Below are 17,185 nucleotides of genomic sequence, written 5' to 3'. Positions count from 1 at the left end.
TGAGCCAATCATTTCCTAGTAATATCTTGGCATACCTATTCATCTGTCTTATTTGGGGATTCTGGGAAGGCTTTAACTATGCAGTTATCGCTGAAAAGATAGGTATACATTTTCCATCTCCTTACTCTTGGTTAGATAGTGGAGCAATAACTTGTGCGATTTTTTGCCTCCTTATCCATGGAAACATTTTTTTGATGTCTATACCCTATTTGAATCACTTACCGTTTTTATACTTATTTATGGTATGCTAGCTATACAAAAACATAATAAGAACTCCTGGAGTTGTGTCATGCCCTTTCTACTTATTTGGAATACCTTCTAGCTTATTCATAAATCACAATCCTACTGAGATTATAACAGCCTATTTATGCGACTGTTTTATTATTTTGGAAAATAAAAAAAGAGCCGAAGCTCTTCTTCCTATACAATTGAATTATTTAGCGATTTTCGCGAAGTATTCAAGAGTACGTACAAGTTGTGAAGTGTATGACATTTCGTTATCATACCAAGCAACAGTTTTAACCAATTGATGTCCATCAACAGTTTGAACTTTAGTTTGAGTTGCGTCAAACAATGAACCGAATGACATACCAACAACGTCAGAAGATACGATTGGATCTTCAGTGTAACCGTAAGATTCGTTAGCAGCTGCTTTCATTGCTGCGTTAACTTCATCAACAGTTACTTCTTTGTTAAGGACTGAAACCAATTCAGTTACAGAACCTGTTGGAATTGGAACACGTTGAGCAGCACCGTCAAGTTTACCGTTCAATTCAGGGATAACCAAACCAATAGCTTTAGCAGCACCAGTTGAATTAGGAACGATGTTAGCAGCACCAGCACGAGCACGACGCAAATCACCTTTACGGTGTGGTCCATCAAGGATCATTTGGTCTCCAGTGTAAGCGTGGATAGTAGTCATCAAACCTTGTTTAACACCAAAGTTATCTTGCAATGCTTTAGCCATTGGTGCCAAGCAGTTTGTAGTACATGAAGCACCTGAGATAACTGTTTCAGTACCGTCAAGGATATCGTGGTTAGTGTTAAATACGATTGTTTTAACATCGTTTCCACCAGGAGCAGTGATAACAACTTTCTTAGCACCACCATTAGCGTGCAAGTGTTTTTCAGCAGCTGCTTTAGTTGCAAAGAAACCAGTTGCTTCAAGAACGATTTCTACACCGTCGTTAGCCCAGTCAATTTGTTCTGGGTCACGTTCAGCAGAAACCTTAACGAATTTACCGTTAACTTCAAATCCACCTTCTTTTACTTCAACAGTTCCGTTGAAACGACCTTGAGTTGTGTCATATTTCAACAAATGTGCAAGCATTGTAGGATCTGTAAGGTCATTGATGCGAGTAACTTCAACACCTTCTACGTTTTGGATACGACGGAAAGCAAGACGACCGATACGACCGAAACCGTTAATACCAACTTTAACTACCATTAGTGATTTCCTCCTTATGAAAATCAAATAAATATAATTTTGAGAGCAAGCTCTCCCTATTGTGAAAAGATTAACTTGAGCGCTTTCATTTAACCTTTTAACATCCCTATTATATAATTTTTTTCAGGAAAATGCAAATAGAAAAAGGCACTTACTTTCATAAGCACCTTAACTTAAAAACTTCTAATTAAGCTTCACCAGAATTTTTCTTGATGATTTCTTCTTGAACTGATTTAGGAACATCTTCATAGTGGTCGAATACCATCATGAATGTACCACGTCCTTGAGTTGCAGAACGAAGTGTTGTTGCATAACCGAACATTTCAGCAAGTGGTACATAGGCACGAACGATTTGGCTGTTACCGTGTGCTTCCATACCATCAACACGTCCACGACGAGCAGTAACGTGACCCATAACATCACCAAGGTTCTCTTCTGGAACAGTGATAGTTACAAGCATCATTGGCTCAAGAATAGTTGGTTGTGCAGTCTTAGCAGCTTCTTTAAGTGCAAGAGATGCAGCAATCTTGAAGGCTGTTTCAGATGAATCGACATCGTGGTATGAACCATCATAAAGTTTAGCTTTGATGTCAACCATTGGGTATCCAGCAAGGACACCGTTAGCCATAGATTCTTCCAATCCTTTTTCTACTGCAGGGATGAATTCACGTGGAACCACACCACCGACGATAGCATTTTCGAATTCGAAACCTTTACCTTCTTCATTTGGAGTAAATTCAATCCAAACATCACCAAACTGACCTTTACCACCAGATTGACGTTTGAAGAATCCACGTGCTTGTGTAGCTGCACGGAATGTTTCACGGTATGATACTTGTGGAGCACCTACGTTTGCTTCAACTTTGTGTTCACGTTTCAAACGGTCAACAAGGACATCAAGGTGAAGTTCACCCATACCAGAGATAACTGTTTCACCAGTTTCAGGGTTAGTTTCAACACGGAATGTTGGATCTTCTTCAGCAAGTTTTTGAAGACCAATACCCATCTTATCTTGGTCAGCTTTAGTCTTAGGCTCAACCATCAATTGGATAACTGGTTCTGGAACTTCGATTGACTCAAGAATAACTTTAGCTTTTTCATCAGTCAATGAATCACCAGTTGTAGTATCTTTCAAACCGATAGCAGCGGCGATATCACCAGCGTATACTTGTTCAATTTCTTGACGGCTGTTAGCGTGCATTTGAAGGATACGTCCGATACGTTCACGTTTACCTTTAGATGTGTTCATTACGTATGAACCTGATTGAAGGATACCTGAGTAAACACGGATAAATGTCAAACGACCTACAAATGGGTCAGTCATGATCTTGAAGGCAAGAGCTGCAAATGGCTCATCATCAGATGCTGGACGAGTTTCTTCTTCGTCTGTATCTGGGTTGATACCTTTAATTGCAGGGATATCAAGTGGGCTTGGAAGGTAATCGATAACCGCATCAAGCATCAATTGAACACCTTTGTTCTTGAAGGCAGAACCACAAAGAACTGGGAAGAATTCAACGTTGATTGTTGCACGACGGATAGCTGCTTTCAATTCCTCGTTAGTGATTTCTTCACCTTCAAGGTATTTCATCATCAAATCTTCGTCAGTTTCAGCAACTGCTTCGATCAATTTTTCACGGTATTCGTTTGCTTGATCAACGTAATCAGCTGGAATATCTTCTTCAAGAATATCTGTACCAAGGTCATTAGTATAGATTTCAGCTTTCATTTTAATCAAGTCAATGATACCACGGAAATCATCTTCAGCACCGATTGGCAATTGGATTGGGTGTGCGTTTGCTTGAAGACGATCGTGAAGTGTGCTTACTGAGTAAAGGAAGTCTGCACCGATTTTATCCATTTTGTTGGCAAATACGATACGTGGAACACCATACTCAGTTGCTTGACGCCAAACTGTTTCAGTTTGAGGTTCTACACCTGATTGTGAGTCAAGAACGGTTACCGCACCATCCAATACACGGAGTGAACGCTGTACTTCGATAGTGAAGTCCACGTGCCCTGGTGTATCGATGATGTTAACACGGTGGCCATTCCATTGTGCTGTTGTAGCGGCAGAAGTGATTGTGATACCACGTTCTTGCTCTTGCTCCATCCAGTCCATTTGTGATGCACCTTCGTGAGTTTCACCGATCTTGTGAATTTTACCAGTGTAGTAAAGGATACGCTCTGTTGTAGTTGTTTTACCGGCATCGACGTGGGCCATGATACCGATATTACGAGTTTTTGCAAGTGAAAATTCGCGTGCCATTAGGTTTATTCTCCTATAAATATTTTAGTTTACTTATTTATTATAACATTATTGTCAAAAAACGGATAGGCAGGACCTACCCGTTTTTTCACTAATATTTAACTGGTTTTCAAATGATATGAATTATATTATTTGAATTCAGAGTCAGCCTATTACAAATCCATAATCTTAGCTTATGAATATATGACTGTAATTCAGCTTGAAACTTATGATTACCAGCGGAAGTGTGCAAAGGCACGGTTTGCTTCAGCCATTTTGTGAGTATCTTCACGTTTCTTAACTGATGCACCAGTGTTGTTTGCAGCATCCATGATTTCTTTTGCAAGACGATCTTTCATAGTGTGTTCACCACGCGCACGTGATGCGTTAACCAACCAACGAAGACCAAGAGTTGTACGACGTTCTGGACGAACTTCAACTGGGACTTGGTAGTTTGAACCACCGACACGACGTGCACGTACTTCAAGTACAGGCATGATGTTGTCCATAGCTGTTTCAAATACTTCAAGAGCATCGTTTCCAGTTGCTTCTTTGATTTGCTCGAAAGCATCGTATACGATTGTTGCAGCAGTACCACGTTTACCGTCAAGCATTACACGGTTGATAAGACGTGTAACGATTTTTGAATTGTACAATGGATCTGCCAATACTTCGCGTTTAGGCGCTCTATTCTTACGACTCATTTTATCTTATCTCCCTTCTTATCCTTTAGGACGTTTAGCACCGTATTTAGAACGGCTTTGTTTACGATCAGCTACACCTGCAGTATCAAGTGCACCACGGACGATGTGGTAACGTACCCCTGGAAGGTCTTTTACACGTCCACCACGGATAAGAACAACGCTGTGTTCTTGGAGGTTGTGTCCGATACCTGGGATGTAAGCAGTAACTTCGATAAGGTTGCTCAAACGTACACGAGCGAATTTACGAAGGGCTGAGTTAGGTTTTTTAGGTGTCATTGTTCCAACACGTGTTGCAACACCACGTTTTTGTGGTGAAGATACGTTAGTTTGAACTTTTTTGTGGCTGTTGTAACCAACGTTCAAAGCTGGTGATTTAGATTTAACAACTTTTGATTGACGTGGTTTACGAACCAATTGGTTAATTGTAGGCATCTACATTCTCCTGTGTTTTTTTATTTTTGGTTGATATGGCACTTGGTGACAGCCCATATCTGTGTGTACTTTTGCAACTTATGTCAGCACGTCTCTGTACACTTTTGAGAGACCAAAAGTAAAAAGTACCGTCTAATATAGTATCATTTTTTGATAATTATTGTCAAGACTTTCTTGTTAAAAAGAAAAATTCCTAATCATCAAATTAGGAATTACGTTTTAAGCTTTTGATTTATCGAAAATATTACCTACTTCAACTTCTACTTTTTGTGCTTTTACATCGATGTCAGAAACAGTAAGTAATGATTTATATTCATGGATATCACGATCGCCTTTAGCATTTTCTGCAAATACAGCTACACCTACTAACTCACTATCAAATTCTGAAAGCAAGCTAATCATACCCGTAATGGTACCACCACCTTTAAGAAAATCATCAACAATAAGGACGCGGCTATTAGGTTTCAAACTGCGTTTTGAAAGGAACATTTTTTCAATACGATCACTTGAACCACTAACGTAGTTTACCGATACGGTTGAACCTTCTGTAATTTTCAGGTCACGACGAACAATAACAAATGGAATGTTCAAGACATCTGCTACTGCATTTGCTAAAGGAACTCCTTTAGTTGCAACAGTCATAACAGCATCAATTTTTTGTCCTTTAAAGGCGCTGGCAATGATACGACCAACATTTTTCAAAATAGACGGTGTACTCAATAAATCAGATAGGTAGAGATAACCACCTGGTAAGATACGATCACTCTCGGAAAGACGCTTACAAAGATCTTCAACCAGACTTCTCGCATCTTCATCAGAAATAGTCGGTGTAAACATAACACCGCCAGATGCACCAGTTACTGTTTCGATTTCTCCTATTTGACTTTCCTCAAAAGCTTTTTTAATGATAGCAACATCTTCTGAGATTGAAGACTTTGCAGCTTCATAACGCTCTGCAAAGGTGTTGAGGCTTGTCAATTGATAAGGATTATTAATCAGGTAGTTTGAAATCACTACCATACGCTCACTTCGTTTTAATTTCATATGTTACCTATATTTTCTGTACTTTTTAACTATTATACCATAATACAGCAAAAAACGAACATTTTCATATGAAATGCTCACTTAATTTCGATTTCAATCAAATTTTGGCTTGTAGAAGGAACGATTATCCATAGCAAAGAGACGATTTGTCATTTCTCCTGGTCCTACTAGGTTAAGGGCTGTCGTCATCATCATCATACTGGCATCAAGATTATCAATCATATGAATAATCTCTGCCTCCATAATACGGGGGCGCACTGGACTACCGTACTCTAGTTGTCCGTGATGGCTGAGAATGACATGACGCAAAACAACGACATCCTCACGCGTATCATCAATATTCAGCTCAACAAGAACTTTGGTGATTTCTTCATCAATCAAAGCAATATGACCAATCAAGTTTCCACGAACCGTATACTCAGTATGTTCAGGACCAGTAAGTTCAATGACCTTAGCTAAATCATGAAGCATAATTCCGGCAAAGAGTAGACTCTTATTGAGCTCTGGATAAATATCTCCAATGCTATCCGCTAGGCGAACCATAGTAGCTGTATGATAGGCTAGTCCACTTTCAAAAGCATGGTGATTTGTTTTAGCAGCTGGAAAAGTGAAAAACTCTTTATTATACTTACGATAAAGGGCACGAACAACACGCTGCCAAGTTGCTTCCTCAATCTTGAAAATCATTTGCTCTAGGTATTCACGTACTTCGGAAGGATTTACTGGTGGTTTCTCTTTGAAATCAGCTGGATCATTTGGCTCACCAAATGAAGGGAGTCGCAAGGTAATTTGATTGACCTGAGGAGTATTATTATAAACCTCTCGGCGTCCTTCCATATGAACTACCTTACCAGCAGTAAATTCTTCAACATTATATGGCTGAGCGTCCCATAAATTTCCTGAAATCTCACCGGAATCATCCTGGAAGGTAAAGGCAATATAGTCCTTTCCCGCTCTTGTCTTACGTACCTCTGCACACTTAATCAGATAAAAGCCTTCAAAATACTCGTCTTTTTTCATTTGATTAATCTTCATGCTTGTCCTCGTTTTCTAATCGTGGTAAATCCAACAAACTTTGTGTCGCACTGTCTTGATAGGTTTCAATTGTATCAAGAGCTCTAACAATTGCCCTACTCCTTGTGTTAAGAAGACTATCGACTGTTTTACTTGCTGTATTCAATTGTTTCTGAGCTTTAGCTAACATATCTCCAAACCTGCCAAACTCTAGTTTGACGTTGCCTAAAATTTTACTAATATCATCCGCATTCTTTTGAATATTCAAAGTTCTAAATCCTACAGACAATGAATTTAAAAGTGCTGATAAGGTTGACGGACCTGCGATAACAATATTCTCCTCGCGACGAAGGGCATCAAAGAAGGCTGGTTGGCGTACTACCTCAGCATAAAGTCCTTCCGTCGGCAAAAACAATATGCCAAAATTTGTGGTTTCAGGTGGGTTAAGATACTTCTTGTTAATATCCTTTGCAAATCGCTTAATACTAGTCAAAAGTGACTTACGGTGATTCTCAATTTCCTCTTTATTACCAGATTCATAAGCATCTTCCAGACGATAGTAATCTTCCAAAGGAAACTTAGAATCAATGGGAAGGTAGATATATTCATCTTTATGGTTTCCTGGCATTTTGATTGCATATTCAACTCGTTCACTTGAACCTGACACCGTAGGAAATTCTCGCTCGTACTGATTAACAGTCAATATATCTTCAATAATTTGTCCTAATTGAAGCTCACCCAAAATACCTCGTGTTTTTGTATTTGAAAGGACCTTGTTAAGACTTCCAACATCCTTGGCTACATTTTTCATTTCCCCCAAGCCCTGGTTAACCGACTCTAATTGTCTTGAAACCGTCTCAAAAGAGGCTTGTAAACGTGTTTGTAAGGTTTGCTCAAGTTTCTCTTCAACTGTCTGACGTATTTGTTCCAAACGTTTCTCATTGGAATCCTGCATATCTTTAACAGCTTTGGTTAAGCTTTGGTTTATTTGCTCAAGGCGTTGGTCAGAACGGTCTCGATTATCAGACAAATTTTGATGTAAAACCTCTCGGATATCTGTCAACTGTTGATATAGTTCCATCTGCAATTGGTTCAATTGCTTTGTCGTTTCCAATTGGTTTGTCTTAGCAAAACTTTCCAATTGAAACGAAACTTGATCTGAAAGATTATCTGCATTTTCTTCCAAACTCTTATTAATCTGTTCTTTTAACTCCATATTCTTCAAGAAAAGAGAAATAAGAATCCCCAAGCTTAATAAAGTTAAAAGTGTAAGTAGATAAATCATACTAACTCCTATCTTTAGTCTGGATGACAATCACATATCCATTTGGCACAATCACTTGAATTGGACCATCAACGAATTCATTGCTAGAATAGATTTTCTTCTGGAAATAATTCATATTAGTTAATTCGTATTTTGCTCCCAAAATCATCAGTTTTCCATCACCTTCATGTAAAAAAGAAACATATGTCATTCCGGGTTCTGGTAAAACTTTATGACTTCCTTCTGGATAATAAGTAATCTTATTTTGCTTATCTCGCAAACAGATACACCTCATAAAAGGAGCTAATTCAAGATCGCTGACCAAAAATATATTTGATAACATATGATCAATTCTGCCACCAAAAGCACCGAAAATAGTTACTTCCGCCTCAGGATATAATTGAAATATAATTTTTAGAGCTAACTCTGTATCCGTATCATCCTTTTCAGCTGGAGCAATCATACAATCTTTGGCAGCTGATTGAATCATCTCTAACTCTGACCGAGATACTGAATCAAAGTCTCCGACAGCCAAATCAATAGGTAAACCTAACTCCAACAAACGTAAGCACGCGCGATCCACCCCAACAAAATAATCAAAATCGGTAGTGAACCACTCTAGCTCACCACCGACAAATAAAGCTATTTTAGGCATCGATAGCATCACGAAGCGTTTGAACTTGCGCTGTCAAATCAGGATTTTTGAAGAGGTAAGAGCCTGCTACAAAAACATTAGCTCCCGCCTTGGCACACGCTGCAATAGTATTATTATCTACACCACCATCAACTTCAATATCGAATGAATAGCCACCTTTTTCACGAAGCTCCACAACACGCTCTACTTTAGACATCATTTCTGGAATGAACGCCTGACCACCAAAACCTGGATTTACAGTCATGATAAGTACTTGATCCACTAAATCAAGTACAGGAATAAGTGCCTCAACTGGGGTTCCAGGATTAATCACAACACCTGCTTTCATACCAGCAGCTTTGATTTTCTGGAGGGCACCATGAATATGTTTAGTAGCTTCAACATGAATGGTCATGATATCTGCACCAGCTTGTGCATAGGCATCCACATAACGCTCAGGATCAACAACCATAAGGTGGCAATCAAAAACTAACTTGCTATGTTTACGCATGCTAGCGACCACATCTGCTCCCCAACTGATATTAGGAACAAATTGACCATCCATAATATCAATGTGAACATATTCCGCACCTGATGCATCAATACGAGCTAGTTCTGAAGCAAAATTAGCATAGTCAGCAGCTAGGATAGACGGAGCAATTTTATAAGACATGAGAGACCTACTTTCTTTTTACAGTTTTTTTATATGTTTCACGACGGTTTTCAATTTCACTTAAAAATTGAAGGTAATTATCATAACGGACTTGCCATATTTGGCCATCTTCAACCTCATCCTTAACAGCACAAAAAGGCTCATGGGTATGAGTACAAGAACGGAATTTACAGCCATGACTAGCTTGACGGATTTCTGAAAAAGCTTCACTCAAGTCCTCGGCATTATCCACTTCATAATCTAGCGAAGAGAATCCTGGTGTATCAGCAATCTTCCCTCCATGAACATCATAAAGACTTACAGCCCTTGTAGTATGACGTCCACGACCTAAACTGTCTGAAATCTCACCTGTTTCCAACTTCAACTCTGGGGCAATACGGTTCAACAAGGTTGATTTTCCAACACCTGTCTGCCCCATGAAGACTGTGACTTTATCAGCCAAGAGAGACAATAGTTCTTCCAAACTAAAGACAAAATCAAAACCAATTCGTTGATACTGTGTTTGAATAGTCTTCATCTCCGAATCATCTTCAACCAAATCCATCTTAGAAATATAGATTACAGGTTTTATATGTTTATGCTCTAGTAAAACCAAAAAACGATCCAAAAGATTACTGTTAAAATCTGGTTCCTTAGCAGACATAATAACCACAGCCTGATCGATATTGACAATGGGCGGACGCACTAGACTATTGATTCGTTGACCGATTTCAAGGATATACCCCTCTGAATTTTCCTCTGCCGAAAATTCAACAAAATCTCCAACATAAGGTGTTTGCCCTTTTTTTCTAAAATTTCCTCGTGCACGCGTCTGGTAAACAACACCATCATGCTCTACATAATAGAAACCTGCTAGTGCTTTGATAATTCTTCCTTGCAAGTGAACTCCTCATCCGTTTAATAGCCCTATTATACCACAAAACTACAAGCATTTCTGACCCAAAACAAGCACGGAACACAATTCCTTTGAACTCCTTGAATTTTTACTAATTTGCAGTATAATAATCCTATCACTGCGGAGGTGGTGGAATGGCAGACACGCATGCTTCAGGCGCATGTGCTTTTTTCAAGCGTGAGGGTTCAACTCCCTTTCTCCGCATAGCTAAAATCCCACTGACATTCAGTGGGATTTTTGAATTATAGACCAGCTTCTCTCAAAGCATCTGATAGACGTGCAAAATCAGAAATAGACAGCGCCTCTCCGCGAATAGAAGGTTTTATAGTTGCATTTTCCAAAGCCTGCTCAAGCTTGTTTTTAACTTCTTCAGACTTACCAAAATGACTTGTCAGATTATTCCAAAGCGTCTTGCGACGATGCACAAAACTAGCCTTTGATACACGGAAAAAGAAATCTTCGTCTTTAACTTCAACTAAAGGTTGCTTACGGCGTGTCATCTTCAAAATAGCCGAGTCAACATTAGGTGCTGGCACAAAAACTGTACGAGGGACAACGAATGCCACCTTAGCAGTCATATAATATTGCACAGCGATGGATAACGAACCATAGGCCTTTGTATTGGGCTCAGCAGAAATACGATCTGCAACTTCTTTTTGCATCATAACAACAAATTCTTCAAAAGGAATCTTACTCTCAATCAAATGCATTAAAATTGGTGTCGTAATATAGTATGGTAGATTGGCTACAACCTTGATTGGTAGATTTGGATTTTCAAATTCTTTGACACGTGTCTGTAAATCTGCCTTGAGAACGTCTTCATTAATCACTTTAACATTATCATGATCACGCAGAGTATCTTCCAAAATCGGAACCAATCGCTCATCAATTTCAAATGCCATAACTTCCGCAGCATTTTCAGCTAAAAATTCTGTTAATGCTCCAATACCAGGCCCAATTTCGATAACATTGACATTTTTGTCAATCTCGGCCGTATCAACAATCTTTTGTAAAATATTTGTATCTGTTAAGAAGTTCTGTCCAAAAGACTTCTTAAAGGTAAAACCATGACGTTCAAGGACAGCCTTGGTCACGCTATAATCTGCAATTCTCATTTATTCTCTTTTCTTATTTTAATATCAGGATTCTTGTTACTTTAATTCAAAATTAAATCAGATTCTTAATTATCTTAACTGCTAAAAGAAACTATTTAGCAGCAACTTTAGCAACTTCTTAATTTCTAAGAGCACTAATAACCCTAGTATTTCTCCATGACCTCTTCAAGTTCTTCTAAAGTAATTCCAAACAATTCCAAACGTTTTAAAAGCTGCTTTCCATTGCAATAACCAATGCGAAACGCTTCCCCCAAATATTCTCGACGTTTACGGCTATCCGATCCCATTAAAAGTCCTAACTTCATGAGATCTGATTTACTGATATCAAACTGATTATCATCATCGTAACTACCTAGAACTCCAGCCAGTGCCTTCTGAATATCTTCAAAATTTGCATGCTCAACCCCCAAGGAACGACCTCTTGTCTTAGATTTTGGACTTGCTTCACCACGGTTCAAAAAAGCATGCTTTGCTGTCGGAACAGCTTCCATGATGATTTTCCGAATACGTTCTCCATTATAATCTGGATCTGTGAAAACAATCACTCCTCGTAATTTATTAAGCTTATCGATACGCTCTAAGTCATCCTCATTAATAGCAGAACCCCTAGTCTCATAGGTATCCACCTCATAAAAACGTCTCAAATTTGCCGTATCATCCTTGCCTTCTACGACGATAACTTCTTGAATTTTTATTTTACTCATTCAGACCAAAAATCCTCATCGCATTGTCATAAGTAACTCTTGCAACCTCTTCACTTGTTAAACCACGAAGCTCTGCAATCTTATCCACCACGTAACGTGTATACCCTGTACGATTTTCACGACCACGTTTTGGCACAGGTGCTAGATACGGCGCATCTGTTTCAACTAAAATCTTATCTAAAGGTAAGTACTGAGCAGCTTCTTGGACATCCAAAGCCTTCTTAAAAGTTACAACACCTGAAAATGAAATCATCATACCGAGCTCAACAAATTTTTGAGCCATCTCCAGGGATCCTGAGTATGAGTGCATAATCCCCCCACGAGGACCAACACCAACTTCTTTAATAACAGCGTAGGTATCCTCAAGTGCGTCACGTGTGTGTACAACGAAAGGCAAATTATATTCCTTTGACAAGCCTATTTGACGCTTAAAGACCTCAATCTGAACCTCCTTAGAATCTTCCATCCAATAATAGTCCAAACCAATCTCGCCAAGTGCCACTACGTTCGGATTCCCCAATTGTGACACAATCATATCCTCAATTTCCTGAGAATATGATCCTGCTTCTGTAGGATGCCATCCGATTGTACTATATAGCTGGTCGTATTGCTCTGACAGCGCTAAAGACTTCTTAATTGTCGCTTTATCAAAACCAACAATATTCATTTTAACAACACCAAGTTCAGCTGCAAAATTTACTTCTTCTTGTTCTTTTCCTGCAAAATTATCCACATTAAGATGGGTATGTGTATCAAAAATTCTAATCATAGGTCTATTATAACAAAAAGGAGCGAGCTTAGCTCACTCACCTTTTCATTTTATTAAACAAAGAGTCGCATATATTCTATCTTTGTACAGCGATTCATTACAATATCCTGTCTATTAGCCTGACGAAGAATAGTCTCTGCCTCTTCATTTTCAAGACCGATTTGACTCCAAAAAACTTTGTCCTTCGTTTCAAGAAAATCATAAGCAACATCTGGTAAATACTCACTGCGTCTAAAAACATCAACAATATCTACCGAAAACGGGATGTCCTTAAGATAAGCATAAACATGCTCTCCTAGAAGCTCCTGACCTTCTAGTTTAGGATTTACTGGTATGATACGATAACCAGCAGCTTGTAGGAAATGCGCAACTTGATAAGATGCTGCCTCCTTACGATGAGATAGACCAACGATTGCGATAGTCTTTGCTGATTTTAAATAAGATTCTATAACCTCAGCACTAGGGTTTTGAAATGAATAAGACATTTGACTCTCCTCATCGTTCGAAAAAACTAAACTCTCCCTAAATGGGATGGCGATTATTACTTAGCTAAGCTCAGCAACGATAGCTTTAATTTGTTCTTTTGTATGAACACCTGCAACTTGCTTAACAACCTCCCCATCTTTTTTGAATAACAAAGTTGGGATAGACATAATTCCAAATTTTTGTGCTGTTTCTGGATTCTCATCAACATCAAGCTTCACAATCTTTAGTTCATCTTCTGAAATCTCTTCAGAAAGTTGCTCAAGAATTGGTGCTTGCATCAAGCAAGGCCCACACCAAGTTGCCCAAAAATCAATCAAGACGAGTCCTTCAGCTGTTTCTTGTTCAAATGTAGAATCTGTTACTACTTGTGTCATTTAATTATCCTCCTAGATATTATAAAACTTTTGTAGACCTATTCTATATGATTCTAAAGGCCATTGCAAGAATTTGATACATACATAAGAATTTCTTATCAAATATTAGTCATTTCCTATCATGGACATCACTTGCCCATAGAATACCTTGAGAGTATAATAATAAATAAACTAAAAATAGAAAAGAGTAAACATGGATAAAGATGCAATGATTACCTATCTCATAGGTGAACTCAAAAAAGAAAATCTAGAATTACATGATTTGATTGTTCCAGAAGAGCTCGAAGAAAAGCAGAAACTCCTAAGAGCACTCTTTAATACACGTAAACCAATGGCAGCATCAACACAATTCTTGACCATCCAAGACCTTTACCTACAAGTTAGAAAAGGTGAACGAGGAATAGTACAACTCAACTCTCTCCAGTCTATTCCTCAAGATGAGAGAATCTATCTATGGAAAGGTGATATTACAAGACTAGAGGTAGATGCAATTGTAAATGCAGCAAATAAAACCTTACTTGGATGTATGAAACCACTCCATAATTGTGTTGATAATGCTATTCATACATATGCAGGTGTCCAGTTACGTCAAGCTTGTTTCGAACTCATCTTAGAACAAGGATATGAAGAACCAGTAGGAATGGCTAAAATAACCCCAGCTTATAATCTCCCTTCTGCCTTTGTTATACATACAGTTGGTCCAAAAATTGAAAACCAACTAACACCAATTGATGAAGATCTTTTGGTTAAATCGTATCTTTCAGTATTAGCACTAGCGGAAAAAAACAATATAGAATCAATATCCATACCATGTATATCAACTGGTGATTTCAAATTTCCAAAACAAAAAGCAGCAGAAATCGCAATTAAAACTGTTAAAACCTTTATTGATTACTCCGATATTGTTAAAAAGGTTATTTTTAACGTCTTTGATGATGAAAATTTAAATATTTATCAAGATCTCCTTGCAGAATAAAAAAGAAAATCAAAATTGATTTTTTCAGATTGAAGACAAAGTCCTCAGAAGTTATACTTCTGGGGATTTTTCTTGCTTTGAAGGAGTATAATAAAAGAAAAAGGTATTTGGTGAGGTGCTCCTACGTTTCACACCCCCCTGAATACAATCGACATCAAGTAGGATTCTATACGCTTGATGAACTTGTGCCTAAAGACCATTTTCTAAGAAAAGTAGAGGAAACGATTGATTTTTCTTTTATTTATGATCTTGTCGAAGATAGTTATTCCTCGGATAATGGTCGCCCTAGTCTAGACCCTGTTTTATTAGTTAAAATTCCGTTGATTCAATGTTTTTATGGCATTCGTTCTATGCGCCAAACCATCAAAAATATTGAGGTGAATACGGCTTACCGATGATTTCTTGGCTTATCTCTGGACGATAAGGTACCACATTTTACAACTTACGGTAAGAACTATAGCCGACGCTTTCAAAACAAAGAAGTTTTAGCACACATTTTTAGTCATGTGCTTCATCATGTTTTGGAAGCAGGGCTCATTGATCCCTCAGAAATCTTCATTGATGGGACTCATATCAAGGCAACTGCTAATAATCATAACTACAAAACTGTTGTTGATCAAAAAGCTAAATTCATGAGTGAACAACTGGAGACTGAAATTAATTTAGATAGGAGAAAACACGTAAAAAAGTTCTTAAAGCCCGCAAAAAAAGGCGAGGCTAAACCTAAGAAACAATCAACGACGAACCCAGACAGTGGTTTGTTTCATAAGGAGGGAACATAAGGAAGTCTTCGCTTATAATACTCAGGTAGCTTGTGATAAACATGGTTGGGCCTTGACTTATACAGTTGAATCAGGAAATATCCATGATAGTCAGGGCTTCCCTGGCCTTTTTGCCAAACTAGAAGCCTTCTCACCTGAATTCATTATTGCGGATTCAAGCTATAAAACACCTAGTATTGCCAAGTTTCTTCTAGAAAAAGGAATTACACCAGTTTTCCCTTACACTAGACCAAGAGGTAAGAAAAATTTTTTACGTCCAAAAGACTTTGTCTATGACGAGCATTTTTATTATTATCTTTGTCCAGAGAATTAGGTATTATCTTATCGTACAACTACACGTGAAGGCTATAGAGAATATAAAAGCAATCCTAAAATTTGTAAGACCTGTCCCTTGTTAGCGATTTGTACAGAAAGTCGCCAGCACCAAAAAGTTGTTGTGCGTCACATTTGGAAAGATGCCTTGGAAGTCTGTGAAGATATTCGCCATCAAAGTGGTATGAAAGAACGGTATCAACACCGTAAAGAAACGATAGAACGGTTATTCAGAACAGCTAAAGAATATCATAACTTACGTTATACCAGAAAAAAGGAAAGTCCAAAATGGAAGATAAGGTTGCGCTTACTTTAGCATGTCTAAATATCAAAAAATTGGTAAAAATGATAGCAGGGAAGACCTATAATTATACCCAAATATCTCAATATTATTGGATTATAGGAGAATTAGGTAAGAATATAAAAAAGACAAACATCAAAAACGATGTTTGTCTTCATTCTCAGAAAATCAAAATTGATTTTCTTTTTTATTATAAAATTGATTGTTCTTTCAAAAATTTAAAGAATGCAGGGTAATCATTTTTTAGATTAACAAAACTACCTTCTTTCGACAAAAAACTATGTTCTGAAAGACCTGTACAAACTAGAACACCATCTTGATTTAGCATTCTATACAGAAAAAAGTTTAGCAGATTTAACACTTTTTACAGAAATTTCTATAGAAATCTGATCTAAGAAAGTCGTTGTAGCTTTATATTAACACGAATGCGTTGGCTCGAAACCAGCTAACCCGGTTATACTTTGCCGGAGTGGCGGAATTGGCAGACTCGCTGGACTCAAAATCCAGTGTTCGCATAGAAATAACAGGAGAAATAATTCCCTCCTCAGAAAAAAAGTTCTAGCCTCTTCCATCCATCGAACATAATTGAATAATGAGTAATGCCCATTCAATCTGTTACATAATACTGGACCTCTTGTTTAGAAATAAACATAAGAACCTCCAAAAAATAACTTAAGAAATAAAATCCAAAATGTCTTCCTCAGAGAGCGAAGAGTCACAAACAACCTTCGCAGCACCTTTTTCTGAAACAAACAGTGCAGGTACAGTCGCAATACCATAGCGTTTACGTAAAGCCTGAATCTCTCCCAGTTCATCACTATTTTCACTATTAATATAAAAAATATTAAATTCAGATTTACGAGCAACATTTGATAATTTAGGCTCAAAACGCTGACAATACGGACACGAAGAACGACCAATAAACAAAATAAATTTTTCAGCTGAAGCAATATTCTCCTTAGCCAAAGAGACAGAAATGGGCGTAAAAGCCGATGCAAAAATTGACATAAT

General features: G+C 37.9%; 17 protein-coding genes, 1 tRNA gene and 2 pseudogenes. 3 read left to right on the top strand and 17 right to left on the bottom strand.

Annotated features, from left to right (window positions below; genetic code table 11):
* Positions 1 to 433: 433 nt before the first annotated feature.
* From gap to rsgA, 10 genes are all read right to left on the bottom strand, one after another.
* Positions 434 to 1,447, bottom strand: a complete 1,014-nt coding sequence (gene gap / locus HMPREF9425_RS01050) for a type I glyceraldehyde-3-phosphate dehydrogenase (RefSeq protein WP_003094404.1) — start codon at positions 1,445 to 1,447, stop codon at positions 434 to 436.
* 187 nt (positions 1,448 to 1,634) lie between these two features.
* Entirely contained in the window at positions 1,635 to 3,716 is a 2,082-nt protein-coding gene (fusA, locus tag HMPREF9425_RS01045; protein WP_003094680.1) for an elongation factor G, read from the bottom strand.
* A gap of 212 nt (positions 3,717 to 3,928) precedes the next feature.
* Positions 3,929 to 4,399, bottom strand: a complete 471-nt coding sequence (gene rpsG, locus HMPREF9425_RS01040; RefSeq protein WP_002884746.1) for a 30S ribosomal protein S7 — start codon at positions 4,397 to 4,399, stop codon at positions 3,929 to 3,931.
* An 18-nt stretch (positions 4,400 to 4,417) separates the two neighbouring features.
* Positions 4,418 to 4,831, bottom strand: coding sequence for a 30S ribosomal protein S12 (gene rpsL, locus HMPREF9425_RS01035; protein WP_002884809.1), 414 nt, complete (start codon positions 4,829 to 4,831; stop codon positions 4,418 to 4,420).
* A 219-nt stretch (positions 4,832 to 5,050) separates the two neighbouring features.
* On the bottom strand, positions 5,051 to 5,875 hold the full coding sequence (gene purR, locus HMPREF9425_RS01030) for a pur operon repressor (protein WP_003094366.1): 825 nt from the start codon (positions 5,873 to 5,875) through the stop codon (positions 5,051 to 5,053).
* Positions 5,876 to 5,968: 93 nt separating this feature from the next.
* Entirely contained in the window at positions 5,969 to 6,910 is a 942-nt protein-coding gene (locus tag HMPREF9425_RS01025) for a 3'-5' exoribonuclease YhaM family protein (RefSeq protein WP_003093709.1), read from the bottom strand.
* Positions 6,900 to 8,174, bottom strand: coding sequence for a DNA recombination protein RmuC (locus tag HMPREF9425_RS01020; RefSeq protein ID WP_003094119.1), 1,275 nt, complete (start codon positions 8,172 to 8,174; stop codon positions 6,900 to 6,902). The genes HMPREF9425_RS01025 and HMPREF9425_RS01020 overlap by 11 nt, the downstream gene beginning before the upstream one ends.
* A gap of 1 nt (position 8,175) precedes the next feature.
* The gene (locus HMPREF9425_RS01015) at positions 8,176 to 8,808 is read right to left on the bottom strand and encodes a thiamine diphosphokinase (RefSeq protein WP_003093307.1); all 633 of its coding nucleotides are present in this window, start codon (positions 8,806 to 8,808) and stop codon (positions 8,176 to 8,178) included.
* A complete protein-coding gene (rpe, locus tag HMPREF9425_RS01010) occupies positions 8,801 to 9,460 on the bottom strand; it encodes a ribulose-phosphate 3-epimerase (RefSeq protein ID WP_002884311.1) in 660 nt (219 codons plus the stop codon). Before rpe ends, HMPREF9425_RS01015 begins: the two co-directional genes overlap by 8 nt.
* A gap of 7 nt (positions 9,461 to 9,467) precedes the next feature.
* Positions 9,468 to 10,340, bottom strand: coding sequence for a ribosome small subunit-dependent GTPase A (gene rsgA, locus HMPREF9425_RS01005; RefSeq protein WP_003095999.1), 873 nt, complete (start codon positions 10,338 to 10,340; stop codon positions 9,468 to 9,470).
* A gap of 135 nt (positions 10,341 to 10,475) precedes the next feature.
* Here rsgA and HMPREF9425_RS01000 point away from each other — a divergent pair.
* Positions 10,476 to 10,559: transfer RNA gene (locus HMPREF9425_RS01000), tRNA-Leu, on the top strand.
* Between the two features lie 38 nt (positions 10,560 to 10,597).
* Here HMPREF9425_RS01000 and rsmA read toward each other — a convergent pair.
* From rsmA to trxA, 5 genes are all read right to left on the bottom strand, one after another.
* A complete protein-coding gene (gene rsmA, locus HMPREF9425_RS00995) occupies positions 10,598 to 11,470 on the bottom strand; it encodes a 16S rRNA (adenine(1518)-N(6)/adenine(1519)-N(6))-dimethyltransferase RsmA (protein ID WP_003094503.1) in 873 nt (290 codons plus the stop codon).
* Between the two features lie 143 nt (positions 11,471 to 11,613).
* Positions 11,614 to 12,174, bottom strand: coding sequence for a ribonuclease M5 (rnmV, locus tag HMPREF9425_RS00990; RefSeq protein WP_003095995.1), 561 nt, complete (start codon positions 12,172 to 12,174; stop codon positions 11,614 to 11,616).
* On the bottom strand, positions 12,167 to 12,943 hold the full coding sequence (locus tag HMPREF9425_RS00985; RefSeq protein ID WP_003093359.1) for a TatD family hydrolase: 777 nt from the start codon (positions 12,941 to 12,943) through the stop codon (positions 12,167 to 12,169). Before HMPREF9425_RS00985 ends, rnmV begins: the two co-directional genes overlap by 8 nt.
* A 53-nt stretch (positions 12,944 to 12,996) precedes the next feature.
* Positions 12,997 to 13,428 (bottom strand): CoA-binding protein, encoded by a 432-nt coding sequence (locus HMPREF9425_RS00980; RefSeq protein ID WP_003094764.1) that lies wholly within the window; start codon positions 13,426 to 13,428, stop codon positions 12,997 to 12,999.
* Between the two features lie 60 nt (positions 13,429 to 13,488).
* Positions 13,489 to 13,803, bottom strand: coding sequence for a thioredoxin (trxA, locus tag HMPREF9425_RS00975; protein ID WP_003094631.1), 315 nt, complete (start codon positions 13,801 to 13,803; stop codon positions 13,489 to 13,491).
* Positions 13,804 to 13,996: 193 nt separating this feature from the next.
* Here trxA and HMPREF9425_RS00970 point away from each other — a divergent pair, with 193 nt between their 5' ends.
* Both HMPREF9425_RS00970 and HMPREF9425_RS09180 read left to right on the top strand, forming a co-directional pair.
* On the top strand, positions 13,997 to 14,779 hold the full coding sequence (locus tag HMPREF9425_RS00970; RefSeq protein ID WP_003095991.1) for a protein-ADP-ribose hydrolase: 783 nt from the start codon (positions 13,997 to 13,999) through the stop codon (positions 14,777 to 14,779).
* 110 nt (positions 14,780 to 14,889) lie between these two features.
* Positions 14,890 to 16,410, top strand: a pseudogene (locus tag HMPREF9425_RS09180) (IS1182 family transposase).
* Here the strand turns inward: HMPREF9425_RS09180 and HMPREF9425_RS10130 are convergent.
* Together HMPREF9425_RS10130 and HMPREF9425_RS00945 are read right to left on the bottom strand one after the other, a co-directional pair.
* Positions 16,365 to 16,781: pseudogene (locus HMPREF9425_RS10130) on the bottom strand (acyl-CoA thioesterase). The pseudogenes HMPREF9425_RS09180 and HMPREF9425_RS10130 overlap by 46 nt on opposite strands.
* A gap of 65 nt (positions 16,782 to 16,846) precedes the next feature.
* Positions 16,847 to 17,182 carry a DUF6568 family protein gene (locus HMPREF9425_RS00945; RefSeq protein ID WP_037621262.1) on the bottom strand — a complete coding sequence of 112 codons (336 nt, stop codon included), beginning with the start codon at positions 17,180 to 17,182 and terminating at the stop codon, positions 16,847 to 16,849.
* Between the last annotated feature and the right edge of the window lie 3 nt (positions 17,183 to 17,185).

Origin of the sequence: Streptococcus vestibularis ATCC 49124, from assembly GCF_000188295.1 — a bacterium.
Lineage (GTDB): Bacteria > Bacillota > Bacilli > Lactobacillales > Streptococcaceae > Streptococcus > Streptococcus vestibularis.
Note: the sequence above shows the minus strand (reverse complement) of the source record. Positions and strands in the feature narration are given on the sequence as shown.